Here is a 19659-nt window from a genome sequence, read left to right as displayed (position 1 = left end):
TTCTCCGTACCTTGTGCTTTGAAAAAAAGCGATCAGATCAGTATACCGCTATTCAGTTATGCGGCGATAGACCGTAGGTGTCTCTTTTGGTGCGCGGTCGCTCACACTTATTGCCGCTTTCACCACCTGCGCGGCGCTCTGCCAGCTGGCTTCATCTTTGGCGTGAATAATGGCAAGCGGGCGTTGGCCGTCAACCTGTTCACCGAGGCGCACCATATCGGTTAAGCCAACGCTGTAATCAATGGTATCGGACGCCTGGCGACGACCGCCGCCCAGCGAGACCACCGCCATACCCAGCTCGCGGGTATCCATTGCGCTGATAAACCCTTCATCGTCGGCGTAAACCGCTTTGCTCAGGGTCGCTGTCGGTAAATAGCGATCGTAGTTCTCAACAAAATCATGCGGGCCTTTCTGCGCGGCGACCATGCGCCCGAAAATCTCGGCCGCTTTTCCGTTATCCAGCACCGCCTGCAATTTCGCGCGCGCGTCAGCGTCATCTTTTGCCAGTTTGCCGGAGATGAGCATTTCGGCGCTGAGGGCCATTGTCACCTCAAACAGACGCGGATTACGGTATTCGCCCGTCAGGAACTGCACCGCTTCGCGCACTTCCACCGCGTTACCGGCGCTGGAGGCCAGCACCTGATTCATATCGGTCAGCAGCGCGGTCGTGCGCACGCCTGCACCGTTGGCAACGCCCACAATCGCTTCCGCCAGCTGTTCGGAACGCTCATAGGTCGGCATAAACGCCCCGCTGCCCACCTTCACATCCATCACCAGCGCATCAAGCCCTTCCGCCAGTTTTTTGGCGAGGATCGAAGCGGTAATCAGCGGAATGGAGTCAACGGTGGCGGTGATATCGCGGGTGGCGTAGAAGCGCTTATCTGCCGGTGCCAGCGAGTTGGTCTGGCCGATAATCGCCACGCCAACCTCTTTGATGATGTCGCGAAAACGCTGGTCGGAGGGGAAAATATCAAAGCCCGGAATCGCTTCCAGCTTATCGAGCGTGCCGCCCGTATGGCCGAGGCCGCGCCCGGAGATCATCGGGATATAGCCGCCGCAGGCCGCCACCATCGGGCCGAGCATCAACGATGTCACATCGCCAACGCCGCCGGTAGAGTGCTTATCCACCACCGGGCCATTAAGATCGAGGCTTTTCCAGTCAAGCACGGTACCGGAATCACGCATCGCCATGGTCAGCGAGACACGCTCCGGCATGCTCATATCATGGAAGAAAATGGTCATCGCCAGCGCGGCGATTTGCCCTTCAGAAACGGTGTTATCGCGAATTCCGTTGATAAAGAAACGGATTTCTTCATCACTCAGCGCGATGCCATCGCGTTTTTTACGAATAATTTCTTGAGCGAGAAACAAGGTAACCCCCTGAGGATAGAGAGGGCCGGGCAACGGATTCAGCCCGGCAATATGGCTAATGATGGCGCAGCGCCATCAGGCAATCATCAGTAAGCGCTGCCGCTTTTGCCGTCGCCGTGGCCGAGCGCTTTCAGCAGGCTCGCCAGCAGGCTGGACGCGCCAAAACGGTAGTGACGCGCATCGGCCCAGTCGGCACCAAACAGCTGATCGGCAATCGCCAGGTACTGCTGCGCATCTTCCGCCGTGCGCACGCCGCCCGCCGGTTTAAAACCAACGTTTTTTTCCACGCCCATATCGCGGATCACTTCCAGCATGATGCGCGCGCTCTCAGGCGTGGCGTTGACCGGCACTTTACCGGTGGACGTTTTAATAAAATCAGCCCCGGCGTTGATGGAGATTTCAGAGGCTTTGCGAATTAATGCTTCCTCTTTCAGTTCACCGGTTTCGATGATCACTTTCAGCAGCACATTCGCCGCTGCACAAGCCTCTTTACACGCTTTCACCAGATCGAAACCGATCTGCTCGTTACCGGCAATCAGCGCACGGTAAGGGAAAACGACGTCCACTTCATCCGCGCCGTAGGCGATGGCCGCGCGGGTTTCCGCCAGCGCAATCCCGATATCGTCATTACCGTGCGGGAAGTTGGTGACGGTGGCGATACGGATCTCCGGCGTTCCCTGCTCGTTCAGGGTTTTACGCGCAATCGGGATAAAACGCGGATAGATGCAGATCGCGGCAGTATTGCCGACCGGGGTTTTCGCCTGATGGCACAGCGCAATGACTTTCTCATTGGTGTCGTCATCATTCAGGGTGGTCAGGTCCATCAGTTTCAGCGCGCGCAGGCTGCTGGCAGTTAAATCAGTCATATTCTCTCCGACGGCATAATGCCGGTTTCAGTTCGGTTTTGTGAGTATTCTAACATTCACCCACAATTACACTTCGACACGCATCACAGTTAGCAAAAAGTTTGTTCATGCTTGCATAACCATAACGCGACATTGATCAAATTATTCTGGTACAGAAAGGCAACCACGCGTGGAGGCAGCCGCAGCAAGCCCACGCCATTTGAATGTGAGAATTTTAACACAGGAGAGTGTGCGTGCCGATGAAAAAGCGTTACAGCCGCGAATCAGGCAGAGCGAAGAGCCGTTGGGTATTGTGAAACAGCGCGTTAGCAATCACATCCGGCGCTTCCGGACGCAGCTCACAGAGGGTTGCAAAAACGTTTGCAGCCCGCTCCGGGCGGTTGGGCTGCCCCTGAAAACCGTTGAGCGGCATATCGGGCGCGTCGGTTTCAAGCAGCAGCGAGGCGAGCGGCAGTTGTGCCATCACATCACGGGTTTTACTGGCGCGCGGATAAGTAATCGTGCCGCCAACGCCAATGCAGTAGCCAAGATCGATAAAGCGCTGCGCCTGTTGCAGACTACCCGCAAAGCCGTGCACCACGCCAGTTCGCGGCAGGTTATGCTTTTTCAGCTGCATCGCCAGCTTGTCATGGGTGCGGCGGGAGTGAATAAGAACCGGCAAATCATAGCGCTTCGCCATTTTTAGCTGCGCATCCAGCAGTTCTTGCTGGCGCTCAAACTGCGGATTATCGCGATAAAGGTCGAGGCCGATTTCGCCGATGGCGATCACCTTCTCAGGCCGGGTGGCGAGCAGCGCATCCAGCTCTTCCAGACTCTGCTGTGTATGCTCCTCCACCACAATCGGGTGCAGGCCCAGCGCGGCATAGAGGGCGTGATGCTGCTGCGCCAGGTTGCAGACGCGGTCAAAATAGCGGGCGGCGATGGCGGGCACAATAATGCGCTCAACGCCCGCCTCTGCCGCGCGGGCGATACTGGCCGCCTCATCGCCTTTGAAGGGTGCAAAATCGAAATGGCAGTGGGTATCGATAAAGCGAAAACTCACGCGCTGTCCTCGTTATTGAGCGAAATATCATTGGCCTCCGGCGCGGTCACCAGCGGCAGATCAAGCGCGTCGTTCGCCACCTCGGCGGGCGGCACCACGCGCGTTGTCGGCGCAACCACCGGCGTATAGCGCAGCAGCGGCGGCGTCTCGGCCAGCAATTTGCCCACCGTCGCCAGGAAGTAGCGCCCGCATAAGCGGCCAATTTTATAATCTTCCCGTAGCGCCGGTAAACGGCTGCCGAGCGCCATGCTTTTTAACAGCTTCGGCGGGTAGATCTCGATGATGCGCAGCTTGCCCGGCGGCGTTTCGATAAACTGCTGCGTGGCGAGATAACTCTTCTCATGATGCTGCACCAGGTTGACCAGCGACTGCAGGCTGCTTTCGCCAAGCCAGCGCTCCATACGCTTAAACCACTGCGGCGTGTAGTATATCTGTGACGGTACGGTGCGGATCACCACGATGGTATCGGCCCCGCGACGCGCGGCTTCCTGCACCGGGATGGCGTCGCTGACGCCACCGTCCAGATAGTTGACGCCGCTCAGCGCCACGCCGGTGCGATAAAAGCCTGGAATGGCACTTGAGGCACGGATCAGGTCGAGCCATGTCTGGTGATTAGGTAAAAAATACTCCGCCGAATAATCATCCTGCCGGCAGGCGCACATGTAAAAGGCTTTTCCGGCGTCGAAGGCGCGTACACCATGATCCATTGCCAGCGGCATTTCGGTCGCAGTGGCGTTAACCAGCCAGTCAAGATCGATAAGGTTGCCCCCGCGCACGAAGCGCAGCGGGTCGAAAAATTCCCGTCGCGTGGTGTAGCGCATAATCACTTTACGCGCGTAACCCGGTTGGTTGCAGACATACGCCGACAGGTTCTGCGCGCCGGCAGAGGTGCCAAAGAAGAGATCGAAAGGGTTGAAGTCGGCGCGCATAAACTCATCCAGCACGCCCGCGGTAAAGATGCCGCGCTGACCACCGCCTTCGCACACCAGTGCCAGACGCCCCGGTCGAAACGGTTTCAGCGCCAGCGGCGCAATATTGCCGAGCGTGATGGGAATATGTTGCCCCACTTCGTTTTCCTTTTAAGCAAATGTCACAACAAAGTAGCGCAATATTTAAGTCCCTGAAACAGCAAAGCCAGTCACGAGGACTGGCTTTAATGTAACCGAAGTTTAAGCGTGTTAAACGCTACGGGCGCCGACGACCCATGAACAGGCTGACCAGGAACAGAACGATACCAACGATGAAGACGATTTTCGCCGCACCGGCTGCTGTACCTGCCAAACCACCAAAGCCCAGAGCGGCGGCAATTAACGCGATAACCAGAAAAATAATGCCCCAACGAAACATAGAACTCTCCTTAACCATAGTTAATGTCGACCGCAAGCGATGGGCTCTCAGATGCCCATCCGCGATGTTTCCTGCTAAGTATCTATCGCGCCCGGACATCGCCAGGCGCGGATTTTTTCACGTACTCTTATTTAACTTTCAGGTCGTTCTTCACGCTTTTCACGCCATCAACTGCTTTGGCGATGCTTTCAGCGCGCTCACTTTGAGCCTTGGATTCCACCGTACCGGATAACTGAACAACGCCGTCAGTGGTTTCCACTTTCACCATACGGGACGGGACGTTTTCATCGGCCAGCAGCTTCGCTTTGATTTCGCTGGTGGTGGCGGTATCACCCGCGTAACCTTTTGCAGTGCTCTCTTTCGCATCGCGAACGTGCAGTTTGTCGCTTACAGAAGCCACACCCTCTACACCTTTCGCCACGGAAACCGCCTCTTCAGCCTGTTTCTGGCTTTCGACGAAACCGCTCAGGGTTACCACTTTTTTGTCCGTTTTCACGGAGATATCGGTGCTTTTAATGCTTTCATGATCGACCAGCGCTGCTTTAACTTTTGCAGTAATGGTACTGTCGTCCATGAATCCACCGACTTTATTCATAGAGCTATCAATTTTGTCCCCTGCACTGGACGCGGTGCTTTGCGCTTTATCAGTGGTGGTTTCCGCCGCCAGGGCAGAACCCGTGGTCAGAACAGAGCCCAGCGTAATAGCCAGCAGGGTTTTAGAAAGAGTCAGCTTTGTCATAGTCATCGATGTTATTCCTGTATGTTTGCCCACCATTTGGGCTGAAGCAGCAAGAAGCTGCCAACTGCTGCGGTGAAACTCACCGTATCAACGTCAATGGTTGCGATCACATTCCGGCAAATCGCTGCGCTGATGCAGTTGTTAATGTTATCTGGTGATTAGTTGAGTGGATAAAAGACCATTAAACACGCATTGAGCAGTACTTTCAGCCACACACCTTGTCATCACTTTGTTAAATATAGATCACTCTCGACAAAGATCCTGTTGGAGTGCGTAAAAAGCGAGCAACAGACAGAAAAAGCGAGGGTTTTAAGAACTTTCCGCAAGAAACGGCAGGGTAGAAAAGAGGCCGGAGCGCAGCGTCTGCCGCGCTCCGTAGAGGGATTAGTGTTCGCGGGTTTTGTGGAAGGTTACTTCCGGGTAACGCTCTTGTGTCAGGTTGAGGTTAACCATGGTCGGCGCAATGTAAGTCAGGTTATCGCCGCCATCGAGCGCCAGCTGGATCTCGTTCTTACGCTTAAACTCTTCGAACTTCTTCACGTCGCTGCTCTCCACCCAACGGGCAGTTGCCACGTTGACGGACTCATAGACCGCTTCGACGTTGTATTCGCTCTTCAGACGCGCTACTACCACATCAAACTGCAGCACGCCGACCGCGCCGACAATCAGATCGTTGTTGGCAATCGGGCGGAAGACCTGCACCGCACCCTCTTCTGAAAGCTGAACCAGACCTTTAAGCAGCTGTTTCTGCTTCAGCGGATCGCGCAGGCGAATACGGCGGAAGAGTTCCGGGGCAAAGTTCGGGATGCCGGTGAACTTCATCATTTCACCCTGCGTGAAGGTATCGCCAATCTGAATGGTGCCGTGGTTGTGCAGACCGATGATGTCGCCCGGGTAGGCTTCTTCAACGTGAGAGCGGTCGCCCGCCATAAAGGTCAGCGCATCGGAGATCACCACATCTTTTCCGGTACGCACCTGGCGCAGCTTCATCCCTTTTTCGTAGCGCCCGGAAACCACGCGCATAAAGGCAACGCGGTCGCGGTGCTTCGGATCCATGTTGGCCTGGATCTTAAAGACAAAGCCGGTGAACTTCTCGTCGTCCGCTTTCACTTCGCGCACGTCGGTTTTACGCGGCATCGGTGCTGGTGCCCATTCAACCAGGCCATCCAGCATATGATCGACGCCAAAGTTACCGAGCGCGGTACCGAAGAAGACCGGCGTCAGCGCGCCGCTCAGGAAAAGCTCCTGGTCGAACTCGTTGGAGGCACCCTGCACCAGCTCCAGCTCATCGCGCAGCTGCTGGGCCAGATCCTCGCCGACAGCGGCATCCAGCTCCGGGTTATCCAGCCCTTTGACGATGCGCACTTCCTGGATGGTGTGGCCTTTACCGGTCTGATACAGGTAGGTTTCATCTTTATAGAGATGGTAAACCCCTTTGAACAGCTTGCCACAGCCAATCGGCCAGGTGATCGGCGCGCAGGCGATCTTCAGCTCGCTCTCAACTTCATCCAGCAGCTCCATCGGATCGCGGATGTCACGGTCGAGTTTGTTCATAAAGGTGAGGATCGGCGTATCGCGCAGACGGGTCACTTCCATCAGCTTACGGGTACGATCTTCGACGCCCTTCGCCGCATCGATCACCATCAGACAGCAGTCAACGGCGGTTAGAGTGCGGTAGGTATCTTCGGAGAAGTCTTCGTGTCCCGGGGTGTCGAGCAGGTTGATCAGGTTCTCGCGGTACGGGAACTGCATCACGGAGGTGGTGATGGAGATACCACGCTGCTTCTCCATCTCCATCCAGTCAGATTTTGCATGTTGGTTGGAGCCACGGCCTTTTACAGTCCCGGCGGTCTGGATCGCCTGTCCGAACAGCAGCACCTTTTCGGTAATGGTAGTTTTACCGGCATCGGGGTGCGAGATGATAGCGAACGTGCGGCGCTTCGCCACCTCTTGGTAATAAGGAGACAACGTCATAATTGAGATCTTCTGTGTAATTGCGCGGCACTGAGCCCCGCGTTAAAGACGAAAAATGCGGCTATTGTACTCAACGGTTGAGTGCAGACAATCAATGTTTACACAGGAGTTGCTCCAGTTCGTTCAGGGACGTTACCGTCCAGGTCGGGTTGATACCTTCAGGCAGCGCGCGGTTGTGGGCATTGAGCCAGCAGGTCGAGAGCCCCGCGTTGATGCCGCCCAGAATATCCGACTCCGCCGTGTCGCCAACCATTAAGACGCGATCGCGGGATGGGTTACCCGCCTGCTTCAGTGCGTACTCAAAAATGCGCGGATCCGGTTTAGCCACGCCAACCTGTTCAGAAATCACTAACAGATCAAAATAGTCGCGCAGGCCGGTGCGTTCCAGGCGAATTTGCTGCAAGGCGGTAAAACCGTTGGTGATGATGCCGATTTTCACTTTGCCCTTCAGGCTGTTGAGCAGCGACACCGCGCCCGGCAGCGGCGCGCAGATTTCCGCCATCGCATTGAGAAACGCCTCGTTAAGCATGCCCGGCGGCACATCCAGCCGCTCGGACCAGCTCTGAAAACGCTGATGCTGCAACTGCAACGCGGTGATCGCGCCATTCTGGTAATCGACCCATAACGGCTTATTAACAGATTGATATTCTGCGAAATCCTGGTCGGTGAATGTCACGCTATAGTCAAGAAACATCCGTTGTAAGCCGCCAAACGAGTCGAAGGTGAAGAGCGTTTCGTCAGCGTCAAAGAGTATCCAGTCCCATTTCATTACATCACCTTTATTCAATTACAGAGGAAGCGCCATGATGATGGCATCCTCACGCCCGTGGGCCGTGGGATAGTAGTTGCGCCTGATAGTCGCTTCGTTAAAACCTAAACTCTCATACAGCGCGATGGCGGGCTGGTTAGAGGCGCGAACCTCCAGCCACAGCGTCAACACATCGCGCTTTTCCAGCTCGCTGATCAGATGTTCGAGCAGCTGGCGGCCCAGCCCCTGGCGCTGCCAGGCGGGATCGACGGCGATATTGAACAGCGTGGCTTCATCAAGCACCACCTGCGTGATGGCAAAAGCCGCCATCTCGTCACCCACCATCAGCCGATAGTTGAGGTAGCGCTCCCCCTGATTACTGGCGAGCGTTTTTTCGCTCCAGGGAAAGGCGTGCGCCCGGGTCTCTATTTCGTAAGCGCGGGGCAGATCAGTCGTGCAGAGGGAAGAAATCGTGTTCATGTTCGCAGATTTGTTGCCATAACGCGGCGCGTGCCGCAGGGTTTGCGCGTAGCTCATCAACAGCGGGCGTCGAGACTTGCACGCCCGACAGCGGCAGCGGCGCATCAATGCCCAGCAGCCAGCTGTTGCAATGGCTCTCCGGCGGCAGCATCGCCACGCGATCCGGGGTGAGTTGTAGCACCTGATCTGCCGTTACGGTCAGGGCACGCAGCACGTCGGTGACAAGCGGATCGTTTAATGCAGGCAGCGCCGGCGAGACCATTACCAGACGAATGTGCGCGGGCAGCGAAATGGCGATCTCGCCCTGTAACGCCGTCGGGCGGCGCAGGGTCCACTGGGTAATACCCAGTTGCTGTAATTGCCAGTCGCGTCGGGAAGTCATCGTGAAACACTCCTGTATCAGGCGCGCAAATATAACAAACTCGTCGAAAATGCGCCATCAACACGCGGCGTATAGGGATAAAGACGCAGCCAACAAAGAGGCAGCGCGCAGGATAACGTGTTACACAAAATCATTCGTGTTGCGTCGAGGCGGCAAGGATGAATATCCCCAGGAGCTTACAAAAGTAAGTGACTGGGGTATGAAGACGCAGCCAACAAAGAGGCAGCGCGAAGGATAACGTGTATAATCGCCGGCTCAGTTTAAAGAGGAACACGTAATGTCTGCTTTTACCCCGGCAAGTGAAGTCTTGCTGCGCCACAGTGATGATTTCGAATCTAACCATATTCTTTTTGCCGGTGATCTGCAGGATGACCTGCCCGCGCGTCTGGAGAGTGCCGGGAGCCGAGCCTGGACCCAACAGTTCCACCAGTGGCAAACTCTGAGCCAACAGATGGGCGAGCGCGCCAGTTTTAGCCTGGTGGCGGATAGCGCGATGATTGGCGAGAGCGATACGCTTATCTACTACTGGCCGAAAAATAAGCCGGAAGCGCTGTTCCAGCTGATGAATTTGCTCTCGCTGCTGCCGGTGGGAACGGATATTTTTGTTGTTGGCGAAAACCGCAGCGGCGTGCGCAGCGCCGAGCAGATGCTGGCAGAGTATTGCACGCTGAATAAAATCGACAGCGCGCGTCGCTGTGGGCTTTATCATGGCCGCCTCGATAAAAACCCTGCCTTTGATCCTGACGGCTTCTGGGGCGAGTACGCGCTGGACTCTCTGACGATTAAAACCATGCCGGGCGTCTTTAGCCGCGATGGGCTGGATGTTGGCAGCCAGTTGCTGCTCTCCACGCTGACGCCGCATACCAAAGGCAAAGTGCTGGATGTTGGCTGCGGCACGGGCGTGCTGGCAGCGGCGCTGGCAAGCCATTCGCCGAAAGTGCGTTTGACCCTGTGTGATGTTTCGGCCCCGGCGATCGAAGCCAGCCGCGCGACGCTTGCAGCGAACGGCCTTGAAGGCGAGGTTTTCGCCAGTAATGTCTTCTCTGAGGTGACCGGTCGCTTCGATATGATCATCTCCAATCCGCCGTTCCATGACGGGTTGCAGACCAGCCTGGAAGCGGCGCAAACGTTGATCCGTGGCGCGGTGCGACACCTCAACAGCGGCGGCGAGTTGCGCATTGTGGCGAACGCCTTCCTGCCCTATCCGGACGTGCTCGATCAGACCTTCGGCTTCCATGAAGTGATCGCGCAGACCGGACGCTTCAAGGTCTACCGCACCGTGATGACGCGCCAGGCGCTGAAAAAATAAGTCATCTTCCCGGCGGGCCTGCTCGCCGGGTGAATTTCCCCACCTGTTAGCCGACGCCCATTTTTGCAGCAATCGACGACTCTGCGCGCAATTAACTGTTGACGAAAAGTTGAAAACATCTAGAATGCGCCTCCGTGGTAACGATACTTCTGGTATCGATGGTATGCGAAGGTGGCGGAATTGGTAGACGCGCTAGCTTCAGGTGTTAGTGTCCTTACGGACGTGGGGGTTCAAGTCCCCCCCCTCGCACCATAAACCACGCAGATATCGCTCGCACTGTGCGAAGGTGGCGGAATTGGTAGACGCGCTAGCTTCAGGTGTTAGTGTTCTTACGGACGTGGGGGTTCAAGTCCCCCCCCTCGCACCATAAACCACGCAGATATCGCTCGCACTGTGCGAAGGTGGCGGAATTGGTAGACGCGCTAGCTTCAGGTGTTAGTGTCCTTACGGACGTGGGGGTTCAAGTCCCCCCCCTCGCACCAGATATCTTGCTCACCCCTCTTAATGCCCCTCTGTTTTTACACCATCATTTTCAAATTCAGCAGCATCAAAATGACACCGCCAATCAAAGCAATGCTTGATGGCAACAGAACGTAATGGCGTAATCGCTTGTGGTAAAGCATCACTGGCGTCAATAACAAACCCAGTAAAATTACCGCGCGCCAGCTGTTGACCGACAGGTCTGCCAGCACTAATGCGGCTACAATCATGCCCGGAAAAACGATCCCCCAACGACTTCCCAACGCGCGCTGCAGCATGGTTTCATCTCTTCAATTACGAATGATAACCAATATCATATGATATAATTTCTCATTTGTCAGCGAGGTCGTCGTGCCGGAAGATTCTGCATCTTCTAATGACAGCCATTGAGTAAGGTGATAAATTAAGCACCGCTTAAATAAAAATTCTTATTACTAATATTTCGCGATGACCATTTCATTGCGCAACGCTATTTTACGACTCATAACGCACTGAAAAACTGCGGATAAATACGACTTATAGGTATGACATCACAAACATGGCAATCTCTTTGTAATAAGAGATATCGATTGTCCCTACGTCTCTTTTTACTGCTTAACGCCATTTCAGCACTCTTTTCTATGCTGGTGCCGCTCTATAATCTGCACGCCGTTACGCTGCCGGTTGGGGCGATCTTCACGCTCAGCGCGGTGTTGCCCGCGTGGCATAAATTTTACCCCAGAAGCAAAATCAACATCACACTGATCTCACTCCTGTTTGGCTGTCTCTGGGCGTGGCATGTTGTTCTTAAAGCGAAACTGATAGGGGATGATGCTTCGGCCTATCTGTTAATCGCGCTGCTTAGCGTTCTGTTTATCGGCACTATCGCCTTCTCCAATAATATCATCGCCTTCCTGCTCCACTCTCTGCCGCTTTTTGTAACCAGCTTATGGCTGAATGAGTCTGAGAGCTGCATGCGCCTCATCTATAGCTTCTCTCTGCCCGTTATCGGGATTGCCATTCAGCATGCGATTCAGAAGCGTAACGATAGTTTTGCCCGCGCCCTGATGCAGCGGTTAATGCAGGAGCGCAAGACGCTTAACGACCTGAGCATGCTTGACCCGCTCACCGGTCTCTATAACCGCCGCGGATTGCAGCATAAGCTCGATAACCTGCTTGCCGTCGATGACAGCAGCCGTTTTGTTCTGCTGTTGGATATCGATCACTTCAAAGCCTATAACGACCATTATGGGCATATGATGGGCGACCAGGCGCTTATCCGCGTCTCTGCTGCGCTGCGCGACGCAGTGCGCTCGCGGGACATTGTGGCGCGCTTCGGTGGCGAAGAGTTTATGATTTTGTTGAATAACATCGACCAGGATCAGGCGCGGATGGCCGCAGAGCATATCCGCCAGCGGGTTTACGATCTGAAGATCCCCCATATGTTTAATGAAAGCGTCGCCACCAATGTCACCGTCAGTATCGGCATTGCGCCGTTGCAGAATAACGATATTGATGCCGCGCTGACGCAGGCGGATAAAGCGCTGTATGAAGCCAAGCATTTAGGCCGCAACAGTATTCTGGTCAGCGGAGACTTACAGCTCGCCTGACGTGCGCTGGCGCTAACTTTACGATAAACAACTTGCTATCGGTTTGGCCTCTGGATAGGATTGGCAATCATTATCATTTAGATTCCTTCTCCAGCTGGGGCTATGGCATACCGTACCGCATCGATTACGCAACATGTTATCTGGCAAAGCCCGCTTCATGATGAGCGCGACTCGCTGGCGACTGCCATGCGGGACGCCATTGCCAGCACGCGGGCCCATCTGCTCGATTTCCTGCGCCTTAATGAAGATGCGCCTCATCAGGCAATGACGCTGGCAGAGTGGTCGCGCCCGACGGCGCTAAGCTCGCTTATTGCCACCTACTCCGATCATATTTACCGTAACAACCCCACAGAGCCGCGTGAAAGCAAACCGCTGCTCTCGCTGTGGGCGCAATGGTATCTCGGGCTGATGGTGCCGCCGCTGTTGCTGACGCTGCTAACGCAAAAGAGCGCGCTGGATTTAGACCCCGATAACTTCCACGTTGAATTTCACGAAAGCGGGCGCGCCGCCTGCTTCTGGATCGATGTTCAGCAGGATCACAGCCTGACGCTGAAAAATGATGCCGAACGTATTGCCACACTGGTCACCCATACCATCCAGCCGGTAATAAAGGCGCTGGAAGCGACGGGCGACATCAACGGCAAACTTATCTGGAGCAACACCGGTTACCTGATTAACTGGTATCTGGGCGAGATGATGCCGCTTATCGGCGAAGCCCGGCTGGCCGCTCTGCGCCAGATCTGCTTTTTCGAAAAAGCGCTTGCCGACGGCAGCGACAACCCGCTATGGCGCACGGTCGTGCTGCGCGACGGCGCGCTGGTTCGCCGGACGTGCTGCCAGCGCTATCGCCTGCCGGATGTTCAGCAGTGCGGCGACTGCACGCTGAAATAGCGTTGTATGCTGGAATAGCAAAGGGGCGATGATTCGCCCCTTTTTTGTCTCAGGCAACCTGCCGATTTTCCTCTTCTGCGCGGCGCGCCTCTTCCGCCTCCTGCTCCAGCAGCTGCTTCTCATACACCTTGAAGAAGGGATAGTAGATAACCGCCGAGATCGCGGCGAGGAGCAGAACCAGCACGGCAGCGCGGAAATCCCAGCCTAGTGCCCACGCGGCACCAATCGGCGCGGGCGCGGTCCACGGTACAACTGAAATCACGCGGCCAATTAGATCCATCTTCATCACCGCCCAGGCAATGATCGCATTGAGCGTCGGTGCCAGCAGGAAGGGGATAAAGAACACCGGGTTCATCACAATCGGTGTGCCGAAAATCACCGGCTCATTAATGTTAAACAGGCTCGGCACAACGCTGAGACGGCCAATCGATCGTAGATGGACCGAGCGGCTACGCAGGTAGCAGAACACCAGCCCCATGGTTGCGCCCGACCCGCCAATCACAATAAAGAAGGTCCAGAACGCCTCCATAAAGATGTGCGGCAGCGGCGCGCTTTGCGCCAGCGCGCTCTGGTTGATACCCAGGTTGGTCAGCCAGAACATCTGCAGCATGCCGGAGACAATCGCTGCGCCGTGGATACCGGCAAACCAGAGCAGATGACCAATGATCACCGCCAGCAGGATCGCAGGCAGCGAGTCTGCCGCCGAGACTAGCGGTTTAAACAGCGCCATGATCGCCTGCGGGATGAGCATATTGAACTGAGACTGAATCAGCAGGCTGAGCGGATAGAGCGTCAGTACCACCACCAGCACCGGGATCAGCAGATCGAAGGAGTTCTTGATCATCGGCGGCACCTGGTCCGGCAAGCGGATGCCAATGTTGTGCGCCTTCAGAAAACGCATCATCTCCACGCAGTAGATTGCCACAAGGATCGCGGTGAAAATCCCGGTGCCGCCAAGGCTGTCCACCGGCAGCGTACCGCTGGTTTTCGGTGCGGCAACCAGTAAAAACGCCATCAGCGAGAGCATCGCGCACATAAAGGGATCAAGCTGATATGACTTCGCGTAGTGCTTGCCGAGGTTGTAGGCGATAGCGGCGCAAATGTAGATCGACATGATCCCCATGGTCATATCAAACGGCGTAAGGATCCGCCCTTCATACTGCTTCGCCAGATCCAGCCAGCCGCGGGCAAAACCCCACGTGGTATCCGGCGAAAAAGGGGGGTAAGCAAACACCAGTAAAAACGAACCGACGATCATAAAGGGCATCGCGGAGATAAAGCCGTCGCGGATGGCCATAACGTGGCGCTGGGAAGAGATACGCCCGGCTATCGGGCTGACATAGTTTTCAATAAACCGAAAGATAAGGTTAAACGCAGCATGGTTAGCAGACATCGTCGATCTCCTGTCAGAGTTGCAAGGTAATGGCAACAGCAGCGGTGCAGCCGTGCCGCGATCGGTTTCGGATGGTTGAAACCATGCTGATGAGCGGACCAGCATTACAACTGAGTAGGGTAGGTTTCATAAGAGGCTCTTTTTATTTTAGGGTCAGGGGGAGTGACAAAATGAGTATTAACCTGCCCTGAGAACACTGCAACTGGTTCATGTAACCGGTTTCTGCGATTGTGAAGGGGATCGAGAAACGTAATGTAAGCGGTTTGTCATGATGGATTATTTACAGAGATAACTCGCTTGTGACAGATTAGCTGCGGTCTTTCGCAGGAGAACATCATGAGTTTGCAGTCCGTGCGGCAATTCTTTGCCGATAACGCCCCTGATATCGATATTATTGAACTCAATCAAAGTACGGCAACCGTTGCGCTGGCGGCGGCGGCCCATCGTGTCGAGCCGGGCCAGATCGCCAAGACGCTGTCGTTGAAGGTGAAAAACGAGGTCATTCTGGTTGTCGCGAAAGGTGATGCCCGGCTTGATAATAAAAAACTGAAAAACACCTTCGGCGCAAAAGCGCGGATGTTGAGCAGTGATGAAGTGGTCACGATTACCGGTCATCCGGTCGGCGGCGTCTGCCCTTTTGGGCTGGAAACCCCGCTGGCGGTCTATTGCGATGTCTCGCTCAAACAGTACCCGGAAGTGTTACCGGCGGCGGGCGCGATTCACAGCGCGGTGCGTATCTCACCGGAGCGCATGGCGGCGCTGACCTCCGCAAAGTGGATTGACGTTTGCCTGTAGTGTTGCTGCGCCAGGCCCGGTCCTGGCGCTTACGCGCAATGAAGCGAGCGTTACATCAGCTCTGATGCCGCCCGGGTGCTGGGCGGAATCCAGGTCAAAATATCCGCAGCATCAAGTAAACCGACATCGGATGTCACGCCCAATTTTGTCATGGCATTAAATTTGTGCGCGCGGATGGTTTTCACATTGCGGTCCAGCTGCGAGGCGATCTCTGCAATGGAAAAGCCCCGCGTCATATAGTGCAAAATCTCCCTTTCGGTTGGGCTTAACATACGAAACTGGCTGACGTAGCCATGATTAATCATGTTCTCGTTAACCCGCCGGGTTTCGCCAAGCAGCGTGGTGAGTTGCTCAAGCAGCATCGGCAACTCTGATGATTTACTCAAGATGCCGTGCAGCCGCGACGGGGAGAGGTGCCCCACCAGCCGCGCTTCTCTGTCATCTCCCGCCAGCACGATGCGCTGAACGTCCGGGCAGGAGAGCGAGAGCAGATGCAGACACATCAGGCATTCGCGCCGCTCTTTACGCTGACCAAAAAGCGAATAGATGACCGAGAAATAGGCAGACTTTTTTAATGCCTGCCGAAAGGCAATATGATCCTTAAAAAAATGAAAAGAGTAGTTTGCAAAAACGGGCTCGCTGAATAAACTCTGCAACCCTTCCCGACTCATCATGCATTTTTCAATGATGGCTACATGTCCCGCTTGGCTAATGTTTTCCATTCATTATGGTCTCCATATGCTGATCCTAAATTCAGCTCTTTCATACCCTGATGGCTATTAATCCACGTGTACAAATCTGCATTACTGCGCAGTGATAATCGTCGCATTGCGCTATTTTTCTGCGCGCTGACGGTTTTGTTGCTTTTTTTGAGCAACATGGCGATTTGGTTTATTCCCCACCCCTTTCCAAGAAGGCGTAACACTTTCCTTTCCGAAAAGGTGAGTAATTTTCGCGGCGCTGGCGTCTCTGCACAGTGCTGCCGTACCGCAGAAAGTAGCGTAGGGCTCACTTTAGGAGCGTTTTCTTCTCCGCCGCGTAGCGCATTAACCACACTGTCGATAGGCTCAATATCGGCGAGTAGCATGGTTTGCGGCTGGATTAAAAAGTCCACCGCATCAGGATAAAATTCCGGGGAAATAAAGAAGAGCCAGCGCGTTTTATCGCATTGCGAGATCAAGGTGTAGTAGTGTTCACAGCGCTGCTGCGCAGACCGCAACCCACCGGAGAAATCAATGATAACCAAGCTGCTATCCGCTAACTGCGGCAGCGTGACCTCCTCTATCGTGGCGTAATGCGTTACCGGATACTCAGGAAAATGATGCTCAAATATGCTGCCAATACCGGCCCTAAGTACGGGAGCCTGGCTAATAATAATCCCGTGATTGCCGCCTGGTGATAGCATAAAAACCTCCGCTTCCATTTGCGCTCTCTATCAATCCTCGTAATGAGTATTTACTCAATCGGTACCAATAATGCGTAAATTAACAATAATGTTCCGAACCAGCCGTTATAAGAATTGTTGGAATTTATGATTAGCAATTTAATATAAATATTTAAAATCATAATATTGCCAACGTGCGTGACAACATAGCACAACGACTCTTCAAATACTTAGTGCCTTATTAAAAATAAAATAATTAAAAGAATATAATCAAATTGTATATGGTTAATAAAAGATCAATAACCTTAATAAATATTTAATCGCAGATGTAAACTAGGAATATTAACGCTTACCAGGATTATCCGTAATATGTCGCCGTAATTCACATGGCCCTTATAATAATATTCCTAGAAACATTGATGTGGTAAATAATCATAGCGAAATCATTATCCAGATTTATTGCACACTTCTTGATCTGCGTTAGCGCCAGCCTCCCCCGCTCCTGTGCTAAAAAGAGGTGTGCCGTTCCCCCTTTGCGAGCGGCGTGACCAGATAACCAGGGCAAGCATGCAAACAGACCACTCAACGCAGCGAACCATTACGCGCTTGTGTATTCAGTGCGGCCTTTTTTTGTTACAGCACGGCGCAGAGAGCGCGCTGGTGGAGGAGCTGTCGACGCGCCTGGGGAAAGCGCTTGGCATGGACACAGTCGAGAGCCTCATCTCCTCAAATGCCATCGTGTTAACCACCATTAAAGAGGGCCACTGTCTGACCTCAACGCGCAAAAGCAGCGATCGCGGTATCAACATGCATATGGTGACGGAAGTGCAACATATCGTCATTCTCGCCGAGCATAAGCTGCTGGATCTTCAGGATGTAGAGAAGCGCTTCACCCAGCTAAAACCGCTGCGCTATCCGCGCTGGCTGGTGACGCTGATGGTCGGTCTCTCCTGCGCCTGCTTCTGCAAACTCAATCGCGGCGGCTGGGACGGTGCGTTTATCACCTTCTGCGCCAGCAGCATCGCGATGTATGTCCGTCTGCTGCTGGCAGGAAGACATATGCATCCGCAAATCAACTTCTGCATTACCGCTTTTGTCGCCACCACCGTTTCCGGTCTGCTGCTCACCCTGCCCGTTTTTCTGCACTCCTCAACGGTAGCGATGGCCGCCAGCGTGCTGCTGCTGGTGCCAGGCTTTCCGCTTATTAACGCTGTGGCCGACATGTTTAAAGGGCATATTAATACCGGGCTGGCGCGCTGGGCGATTGCCAGCCTGTTAACACTCGCGACCTGTATCGGTGTGGTGATGGCGATGACACTCTGGGGGCTGCGCGGATGGATATAATCTCGTTCTTCTACGCACTGGCACAAGATATGCTGCTGGCCGCCATTCCGGCGGTGGGCTTTGCGATGGTGTTTAACGTCCCTCACCGCGCGCTGCGCTGGTGCGCACTGCTTGGCGCCATCGGCCACGGCTCGCGGTTTGCCATGATGCACTGGGGTTTTAATATCGAATGGTCGACGTTCGTCGCCTCAATGCTGGTAGGCTGCATCGGCATCCGCTGGTCGCGCTGGTATCTGGCGCACCCCAAGGTCTTTACAGTGGCGGCGGTTATTCCCATGTTTCCGGGCATTTCAGCCTACACTGCAATGATCTCGGCGGTAAAAATTAGCCACGTCGGCTACAGTGAAGCATTAATGATCCTGCTGTTGACCAACTTCCTGAAGGCCTGCTCGATCGTCGGTGCGCTGTCGATTGGATTATCGCTGCCGGGGTTATGGATCTACCGCCGTCGGCCGCGTGTTTGAGTCGCCTAAAAATATCTTGCAATTAAATCGCACACTACCTATATTTAAAAACATGAAGAAAAGCTCAACATCCACCGCGAATGAGCAGCTCGCGCTAGATAACCAGTTTTGTTTTGCACTCTACTCAACAAACCTGGCGCTGCATAAGCTTTATCGGCAGTTGTTAACGCCGATGAACCTGACCTATCCGCAGTATCTGGTCATGCTGGTGCTGTGGGAGAAAGATGATATTACCGTGTCGGAGATTGGCGAGCGTCTGTTCCTCGACTCCGCCACGCTGACGCCGCTGTTAAAACGTCTGCAAAGCGCCGGGCTGATCGATCGCCAGCGTTCGCGCCATGATGAACGCCAGGTGGTTATCACCCTGAGCGAAAGCGGCCGTGAGTTACAGCAGCAGGCAAAAGCCATCCCGGAAGCGATACGCTGCGCGGTGGCCTGCGATGATGCAACGCTGAATGACGTCAAAAAGCAGCTGGAGCAGTTTCGCCAACAGTTTCACCAGGCATAAATTCCCTTTCGGGGATTTATGCTGATATATAAATCGCACGCTATTTTATAGCAAACACTCAAGATGATAAGGAACCTGTCATGTCTTTAGAAAAAGTTGTTTACACTGCCAAAGCCAAAGCAACCGGAGGCCGTGACGGCCGCGCAACCTCTTCTGACGGCGTTCTCGACGTCAAACTGGGTGTGCCGAAAGAGATGGGCGGCGCGGGCGGTGAAGTAACCAACCCGGAGCAGCTGTTTGCCGCAGGCTACTCTGCCTGTTTCCTCGGCGCGATGAAGTTCGTGGCTGGCCGCGACAAAATCAGCATGCCGAAAGAGGCCTTTATTGAAGGTGAAGTGGGTATCGGCCCGTTGCCGACCGGTTTTGGTATTGAAGCCAAACTGAACATTCACCTGCCGGGGATGGACGCAGACGAAGCCAAAAAACTGGTCGACGCCGCGCACATCGTCTGCCCTTATTCTAATGCCACCCGTGGCAACATCGACGTTACGCTGAACATCATCGCGTAACGCATTTTTTAGCCAGCACGTTTGGGAAATGACAAAGCCGGGGC

The 19659-nt window shown here is 54.5% G+C and carries 22 protein-coding genes and 3 tRNA genes; 11 read left to right on the top strand and 14 right to left on the bottom strand.

Features of this window, described 5'->3' with window-relative positions:
- Positions 1 to 48 precede the first annotated feature (48 nt).
- The 10 genes from deoA to IAE50_RS06230 form a co-directional block, all read right to left on the bottom strand.
- Entirely contained in the window at positions 49 to 1371 is a 1323-nt protein-coding gene (gene deoA / locus IAE50_RS06275; RefSeq protein ID WP_200579853.1) for a thymidine phosphorylase, read from the bottom strand.
- 86 nt (positions 1372 to 1457) lie between these two features.
- Positions 1458 to 2237: a deoxyribose-phosphate aldolase gene (gene deoC / locus IAE50_RS06270; protein WP_200134198.1), complete on the bottom strand. Its 780-nt coding sequence runs from the start codon at positions 2235 to 2237 to the stop codon at positions 1458 to 1460.
- 250 nt (positions 2238 to 2487) lie between these two features.
- Positions 2488 to 3279, bottom strand: coding sequence for a TatD family hydrolase (locus IAE50_RS06265; RefSeq protein WP_200579852.1), 792 nt, complete (start codon positions 3277 to 3279; stop codon positions 2488 to 2490).
- Positions 3276 to 4346: a patatin family protein gene (locus IAE50_RS06260; RefSeq protein ID WP_200579851.1), complete on the bottom strand. Its 1071-nt coding sequence runs from the start codon at positions 4344 to 4346 to the stop codon at positions 3276 to 3278. The genes IAE50_RS06265 and IAE50_RS06260 overlap by 4 nt, the downstream gene beginning before the upstream one ends.
- 118 nt (positions 4347 to 4464) lie before the next feature.
- The gene (locus tag IAE50_RS06255; RefSeq protein WP_023480205.1) at positions 4465 to 4626 is read right to left on the bottom strand and encodes a DUF1328 domain-containing protein; all 162 of its coding nucleotides are present in this window, start codon (positions 4624 to 4626) and stop codon (positions 4465 to 4467) included.
- 127 nt (positions 4627 to 4753) lie between these two features.
- Positions 4754 to 5371 carry a molecular chaperone OsmY gene (osmY, locus tag IAE50_RS06250; RefSeq protein WP_023480446.1) on the bottom strand — a complete coding sequence of 206 codons (618 nt, stop codon included), beginning with the start codon at positions 5369 to 5371 and terminating at the stop codon, positions 4754 to 4756.
- A 378-nt stretch (positions 5372 to 5749) separates the two neighbouring features.
- Positions 5750 to 7339: a peptide chain release factor 3 gene (gene prfC / locus IAE50_RS06245; RefSeq protein WP_054802772.1), complete on the bottom strand. Its 1590-nt coding sequence runs from the start codon at positions 7337 to 7339 to the stop codon at positions 5750 to 5752.
- Positions 7340 to 7430: 91 nt separating this feature from the next.
- Complete coding sequence (gene yjjG / locus IAE50_RS06240) at positions 7431 to 8108, bottom strand: pyrimidine 5'-nucleotidase (protein ID WP_200579850.1); 678 nt, start codon at positions 8106 to 8108, stop codon at positions 7431 to 7433.
- Positions 8109 to 8126: 18 nt separating this feature from the next.
- Positions 8127 to 8567, bottom strand: coding sequence for a ribosomal protein S18-alanine N-acetyltransferase (gene rimI, locus IAE50_RS06235; RefSeq protein ID WP_200579849.1), 441 nt, complete (start codon positions 8565 to 8567; stop codon positions 8127 to 8129).
- On the bottom strand, positions 8536 to 8949 hold the full coding sequence (locus tag IAE50_RS06230; RefSeq protein ID WP_200579848.1) for a DNA polymerase III subunit psi: 414 nt from the start codon (positions 8947 to 8949) through the stop codon (positions 8536 to 8538). Before IAE50_RS06230 ends, rimI begins: the two co-directional genes overlap by 32 nt.
- A 277-nt stretch (positions 8950 to 9226) precedes the next feature.
- Here IAE50_RS06230 and rsmC point away from each other — a divergent pair, with 277 nt between their 5' ends.
- The 4 genes from rsmC (at position 9227) to IAE50_RS06210 (ending at position 10740) form a co-directional block, all read left to right on the top strand.
- A complete protein-coding gene (gene rsmC / locus IAE50_RS06225; RefSeq protein WP_076768941.1) occupies positions 9227 to 10258 on the top strand; it encodes a 16S rRNA (guanine(1207)-N(2))-methyltransferase RsmC in 1032 nt (343 codons plus the stop codon).
- A 165-nt stretch (positions 10259 to 10423) separates the two neighbouring features.
- Positions 10424 to 10510, top strand: a tRNA-Leu gene (locus IAE50_RS06220).
- A 28-nt stretch (positions 10511 to 10538) separates the two neighbouring features.
- Positions 10539 to 10625: transfer RNA gene (locus IAE50_RS06215), tRNA-Leu, on the top strand.
- Between the two features lie 28 nt (positions 10626 to 10653).
- A tRNA-Leu gene (locus tag IAE50_RS06210) sits at positions 10654 to 10740 on the top strand.
- 36 nt (positions 10741 to 10776) lie between these two features.
- Here the strand turns inward: IAE50_RS06210 and IAE50_RS06205 are convergent.
- On the bottom strand, positions 10777 to 11016 hold the full coding sequence (locus IAE50_RS06205) for a DUF1435 domain-containing protein (RefSeq protein ID WP_128483687.1): 240 nt from the start codon (positions 11014 to 11016) through the stop codon (positions 10777 to 10779).
- A 246-nt stretch (positions 11017 to 11262) separates the two neighbouring features.
- On the opposite strand from IAE50_RS06205, the gene IAE50_RS06200 reads away from it, so the two are divergent.
- Positions 11263 to 12327 (top strand): GGDEF domain-containing protein, encoded by a 1065-nt coding sequence (locus tag IAE50_RS06200; protein ID WP_200579847.1) that lies wholly within the window; start codon positions 11263 to 11265, stop codon positions 12325 to 12327.
- A gap of 102 nt (positions 12328 to 12429) precedes the next feature.
- On the top strand, positions 12430 to 13218 hold the full coding sequence (fhuF, locus tag IAE50_RS06195) for a siderophore-iron reductase FhuF (protein WP_200579846.1): 789 nt from the start codon (positions 12430 to 12432) through the stop codon (positions 13216 to 13218).
- A 49-nt stretch (positions 13219 to 13267) separates the two neighbouring features.
- On the opposite strand, the gene IAE50_RS06190 is transcribed toward fhuF, so the two are convergent.
- A complete protein-coding gene (locus IAE50_RS06190) occupies positions 13268 to 14611 on the bottom strand; it encodes a PTS sugar transporter subunit IIC (RefSeq protein WP_023480312.1) in 1344 nt (447 codons plus the stop codon).
- 336 nt (positions 14612 to 14947) lie between these two features.
- Here IAE50_RS06190 and IAE50_RS06185 point away from each other — a divergent pair, with 336 nt between their 5' ends.
- Entirely contained in the window at positions 14948 to 15406 is a 459-nt protein-coding gene (locus IAE50_RS06185; protein WP_042715755.1) for a YbaK/EbsC family protein, read from the top strand.
- A gap of 50 nt (positions 15407 to 15456) precedes the next feature.
- Here IAE50_RS06185 and bglJ read toward each other — a convergent pair whose 3' ends face one another.
- Positions 15457 to 16077 carry a DNA-binding transcriptional activator BglJ gene (bglJ, locus tag IAE50_RS06180; RefSeq protein ID WP_076770267.1) on the bottom strand — a complete coding sequence of 207 codons (621 nt, stop codon included), beginning with the start codon at positions 16075 to 16077 and terminating at the stop codon, positions 15457 to 15459.
- 20 nt (positions 16078 to 16097) lie between these two features.
- Positions 16098 to 16829: a LuxR C-terminal-related transcriptional regulator gene (locus tag IAE50_RS06175; protein ID WP_369811826.1), complete on the bottom strand. Its 732-nt coding sequence runs from the start codon at positions 16827 to 16829 to the stop codon at positions 16098 to 16100.
- Between the two features lie 528 nt (positions 16830 to 17357).
- Here IAE50_RS06175 and IAE50_RS06170 point away from each other — a divergent pair.
- From IAE50_RS06170 to IAE50_RS06155, 4 genes are all read left to right on the top strand, one after another.
- On the top strand, positions 17358 to 18134 hold the full coding sequence (locus IAE50_RS06170; protein ID WP_200579845.1) for a threonine/serine exporter ThrE family protein: 777 nt from the start codon (positions 17358 to 17360) through the stop codon (positions 18132 to 18134).
- Positions 18125 to 18598, top strand: a complete 474-nt coding sequence (locus IAE50_RS06165; RefSeq protein WP_124969984.1) for a threonine/serine exporter — start codon at positions 18125 to 18127, stop codon at positions 18596 to 18598. The genes IAE50_RS06170 and IAE50_RS06165 overlap by 10 nt, the downstream gene beginning before the upstream one ends.
- A gap of 52 nt (positions 18599 to 18650) precedes the next feature.
- Positions 18651 to 19106 carry a MarR family winged helix-turn-helix transcriptional regulator gene (locus IAE50_RS06160; RefSeq protein WP_042715760.1) on the top strand — a complete coding sequence of 152 codons (456 nt, stop codon included), beginning with the start codon at positions 18651 to 18653 and terminating at the stop codon, positions 19104 to 19106.
- An 80-nt stretch (positions 19107 to 19186) separates the two neighbouring features.
- Entirely contained in the window at positions 19187 to 19615 is a 429-nt protein-coding gene (locus tag IAE50_RS06155; protein WP_042715761.1) for an organic hydroperoxide resistance protein, read from the top strand.
- Positions 19616 to 19659 lie beyond the last annotated feature (44 nt).

Source organism: Kosakonia sp. S42 (assembly GCF_016624785.1).
Lineage (GTDB): Bacteria > Pseudomonadota > Gammaproteobacteria > Enterobacterales > Enterobacteriaceae > Kosakonia > Kosakonia cowanii.
The sequence above is the reverse complement of the archived record's forward strand: the minus strand, read 5'-3'. Positions and strand labels throughout refer to the sequence as shown.

What these genes read in the sequence shown, in the direction of transcription:
- deoC (WP_200134198.1), bottom strand. Translation starts at nt 2,237, where the DNA reads ATGACTGATTTAACTGCCAGCAGCCTGCGCGCGCTGAAACTGATGGAC.
- IAE50_RS06255 (WP_023480205.1), bottom strand. Translation starts at nt 4,626, where the DNA reads ATGTTTCGTTGGGGCATTATTTTTCTGGTTATCGCGTTAATTGCCGCC.
- osmY (WP_023480446.1), bottom strand. Translation starts at nt 5,371, where the DNA reads ATGACTATGACAAAGCTGACTCTTTCTAAAACCCTGCTGGCTATTACG.
- prfC (WP_054802772.1), bottom strand. Translation starts at nt 7,339, where the DNA reads ATGACGTTGTCTCCTTATTACCAAGAGGTGGCGAAGCGCCGCACGTTC.
- yjjG (WP_200579850.1), bottom strand. Translation starts at nt 8,108, where the DNA reads ATGAAATGGGACTGGATACTCTTTGACGCTGACGAAACGCTCTTCACC.
- rimI (WP_200579849.1), bottom strand. Translation starts at nt 8,567, where the DNA reads ATGAACACGATTTCTTCCCTCTGCACGACTGATCTGCCCCGCGCTTAC.
- IAE50_RS06230 (WP_200579848.1), bottom strand. Translation starts at nt 8,949, where the DNA reads ATGACTTCCCGACGCGACTGGCAATTACAGCAACTGGGTATTACCCAG.
- rsmC (WP_076768941.1), top strand. Translation starts at nt 9,227, where the DNA reads ATGTCTGCTTTTACCCCGGCAAGTGAAGTCTTGCTGCGCCACAGTGAT.
- IAE50_RS06205 (WP_128483687.1), bottom strand. Translation starts at nt 11,016, where the DNA reads ATGCTGCAGCGCGCGTTGGGAAGTCGTTGGGGGATCGTTTTTCCGGGC.
- IAE50_RS06200 (WP_200579847.1), top strand. Translation starts at nt 11,263, where the DNA reads ATGACATCACAAACATGGCAATCTCTTTGTAATAAGAGATATCGATTG.
- fhuF (WP_200579846.1), top strand. Translation starts at nt 12,430, where the DNA reads ATGGCATACCGTACCGCATCGATTACGCAACATGTTATCTGGCAAAGC.
- IAE50_RS06190 (WP_023480312.1), bottom strand. Translation starts at nt 14,611, where the DNA reads ATGTCTGCTAACCATGCTGCGTTTAACCTTATCTTTCGGTTTATTGAA.
- IAE50_RS06185 (WP_042715755.1), top strand. Translation starts at nt 14,948, where the DNA reads ATGAGTTTGCAGTCCGTGCGGCAATTCTTTGCCGATAACGCCCCTGAT.
- bglJ (WP_076770267.1), bottom strand. Translation starts at nt 16,077, where the DNA reads ATGAGTCGGGAAGGGTTGCAGAGTTTATTCAGCGAGCCCGTTTTTGCA.
- IAE50_RS06175 (WP_369811826.1), bottom strand. Translation starts at nt 16,829, where the DNA reads ATGGAAGCGGAGGTTTTTATGCTATCACCAGGCGGCAATCACGGGATT.
- IAE50_RS06170 (WP_200579845.1), top strand. Translation starts at nt 17,358, where the DNA reads ATGCAAACAGACCACTCAACGCAGCGAACCATTACGCGCTTGTGTATT.
- IAE50_RS06165 (WP_124969984.1), top strand. Translation starts at nt 18,125, where the DNA reads ATGGATATAATCTCGTTCTTCTACGCACTGGCACAAGATATGCTGCTG.
- IAE50_RS06160 (WP_042715760.1), top strand. Translation starts at nt 18,651, where the DNA reads ATGAAGAAAAGCTCAACATCCACCGCGAATGAGCAGCTCGCGCTAGAT.
- IAE50_RS06155 (WP_042715761.1), top strand. Translation starts at nt 19,187, where the DNA reads ATGTCTTTAGAAAAAGTTGTTTACACTGCCAAAGCCAAAGCAACCGGA.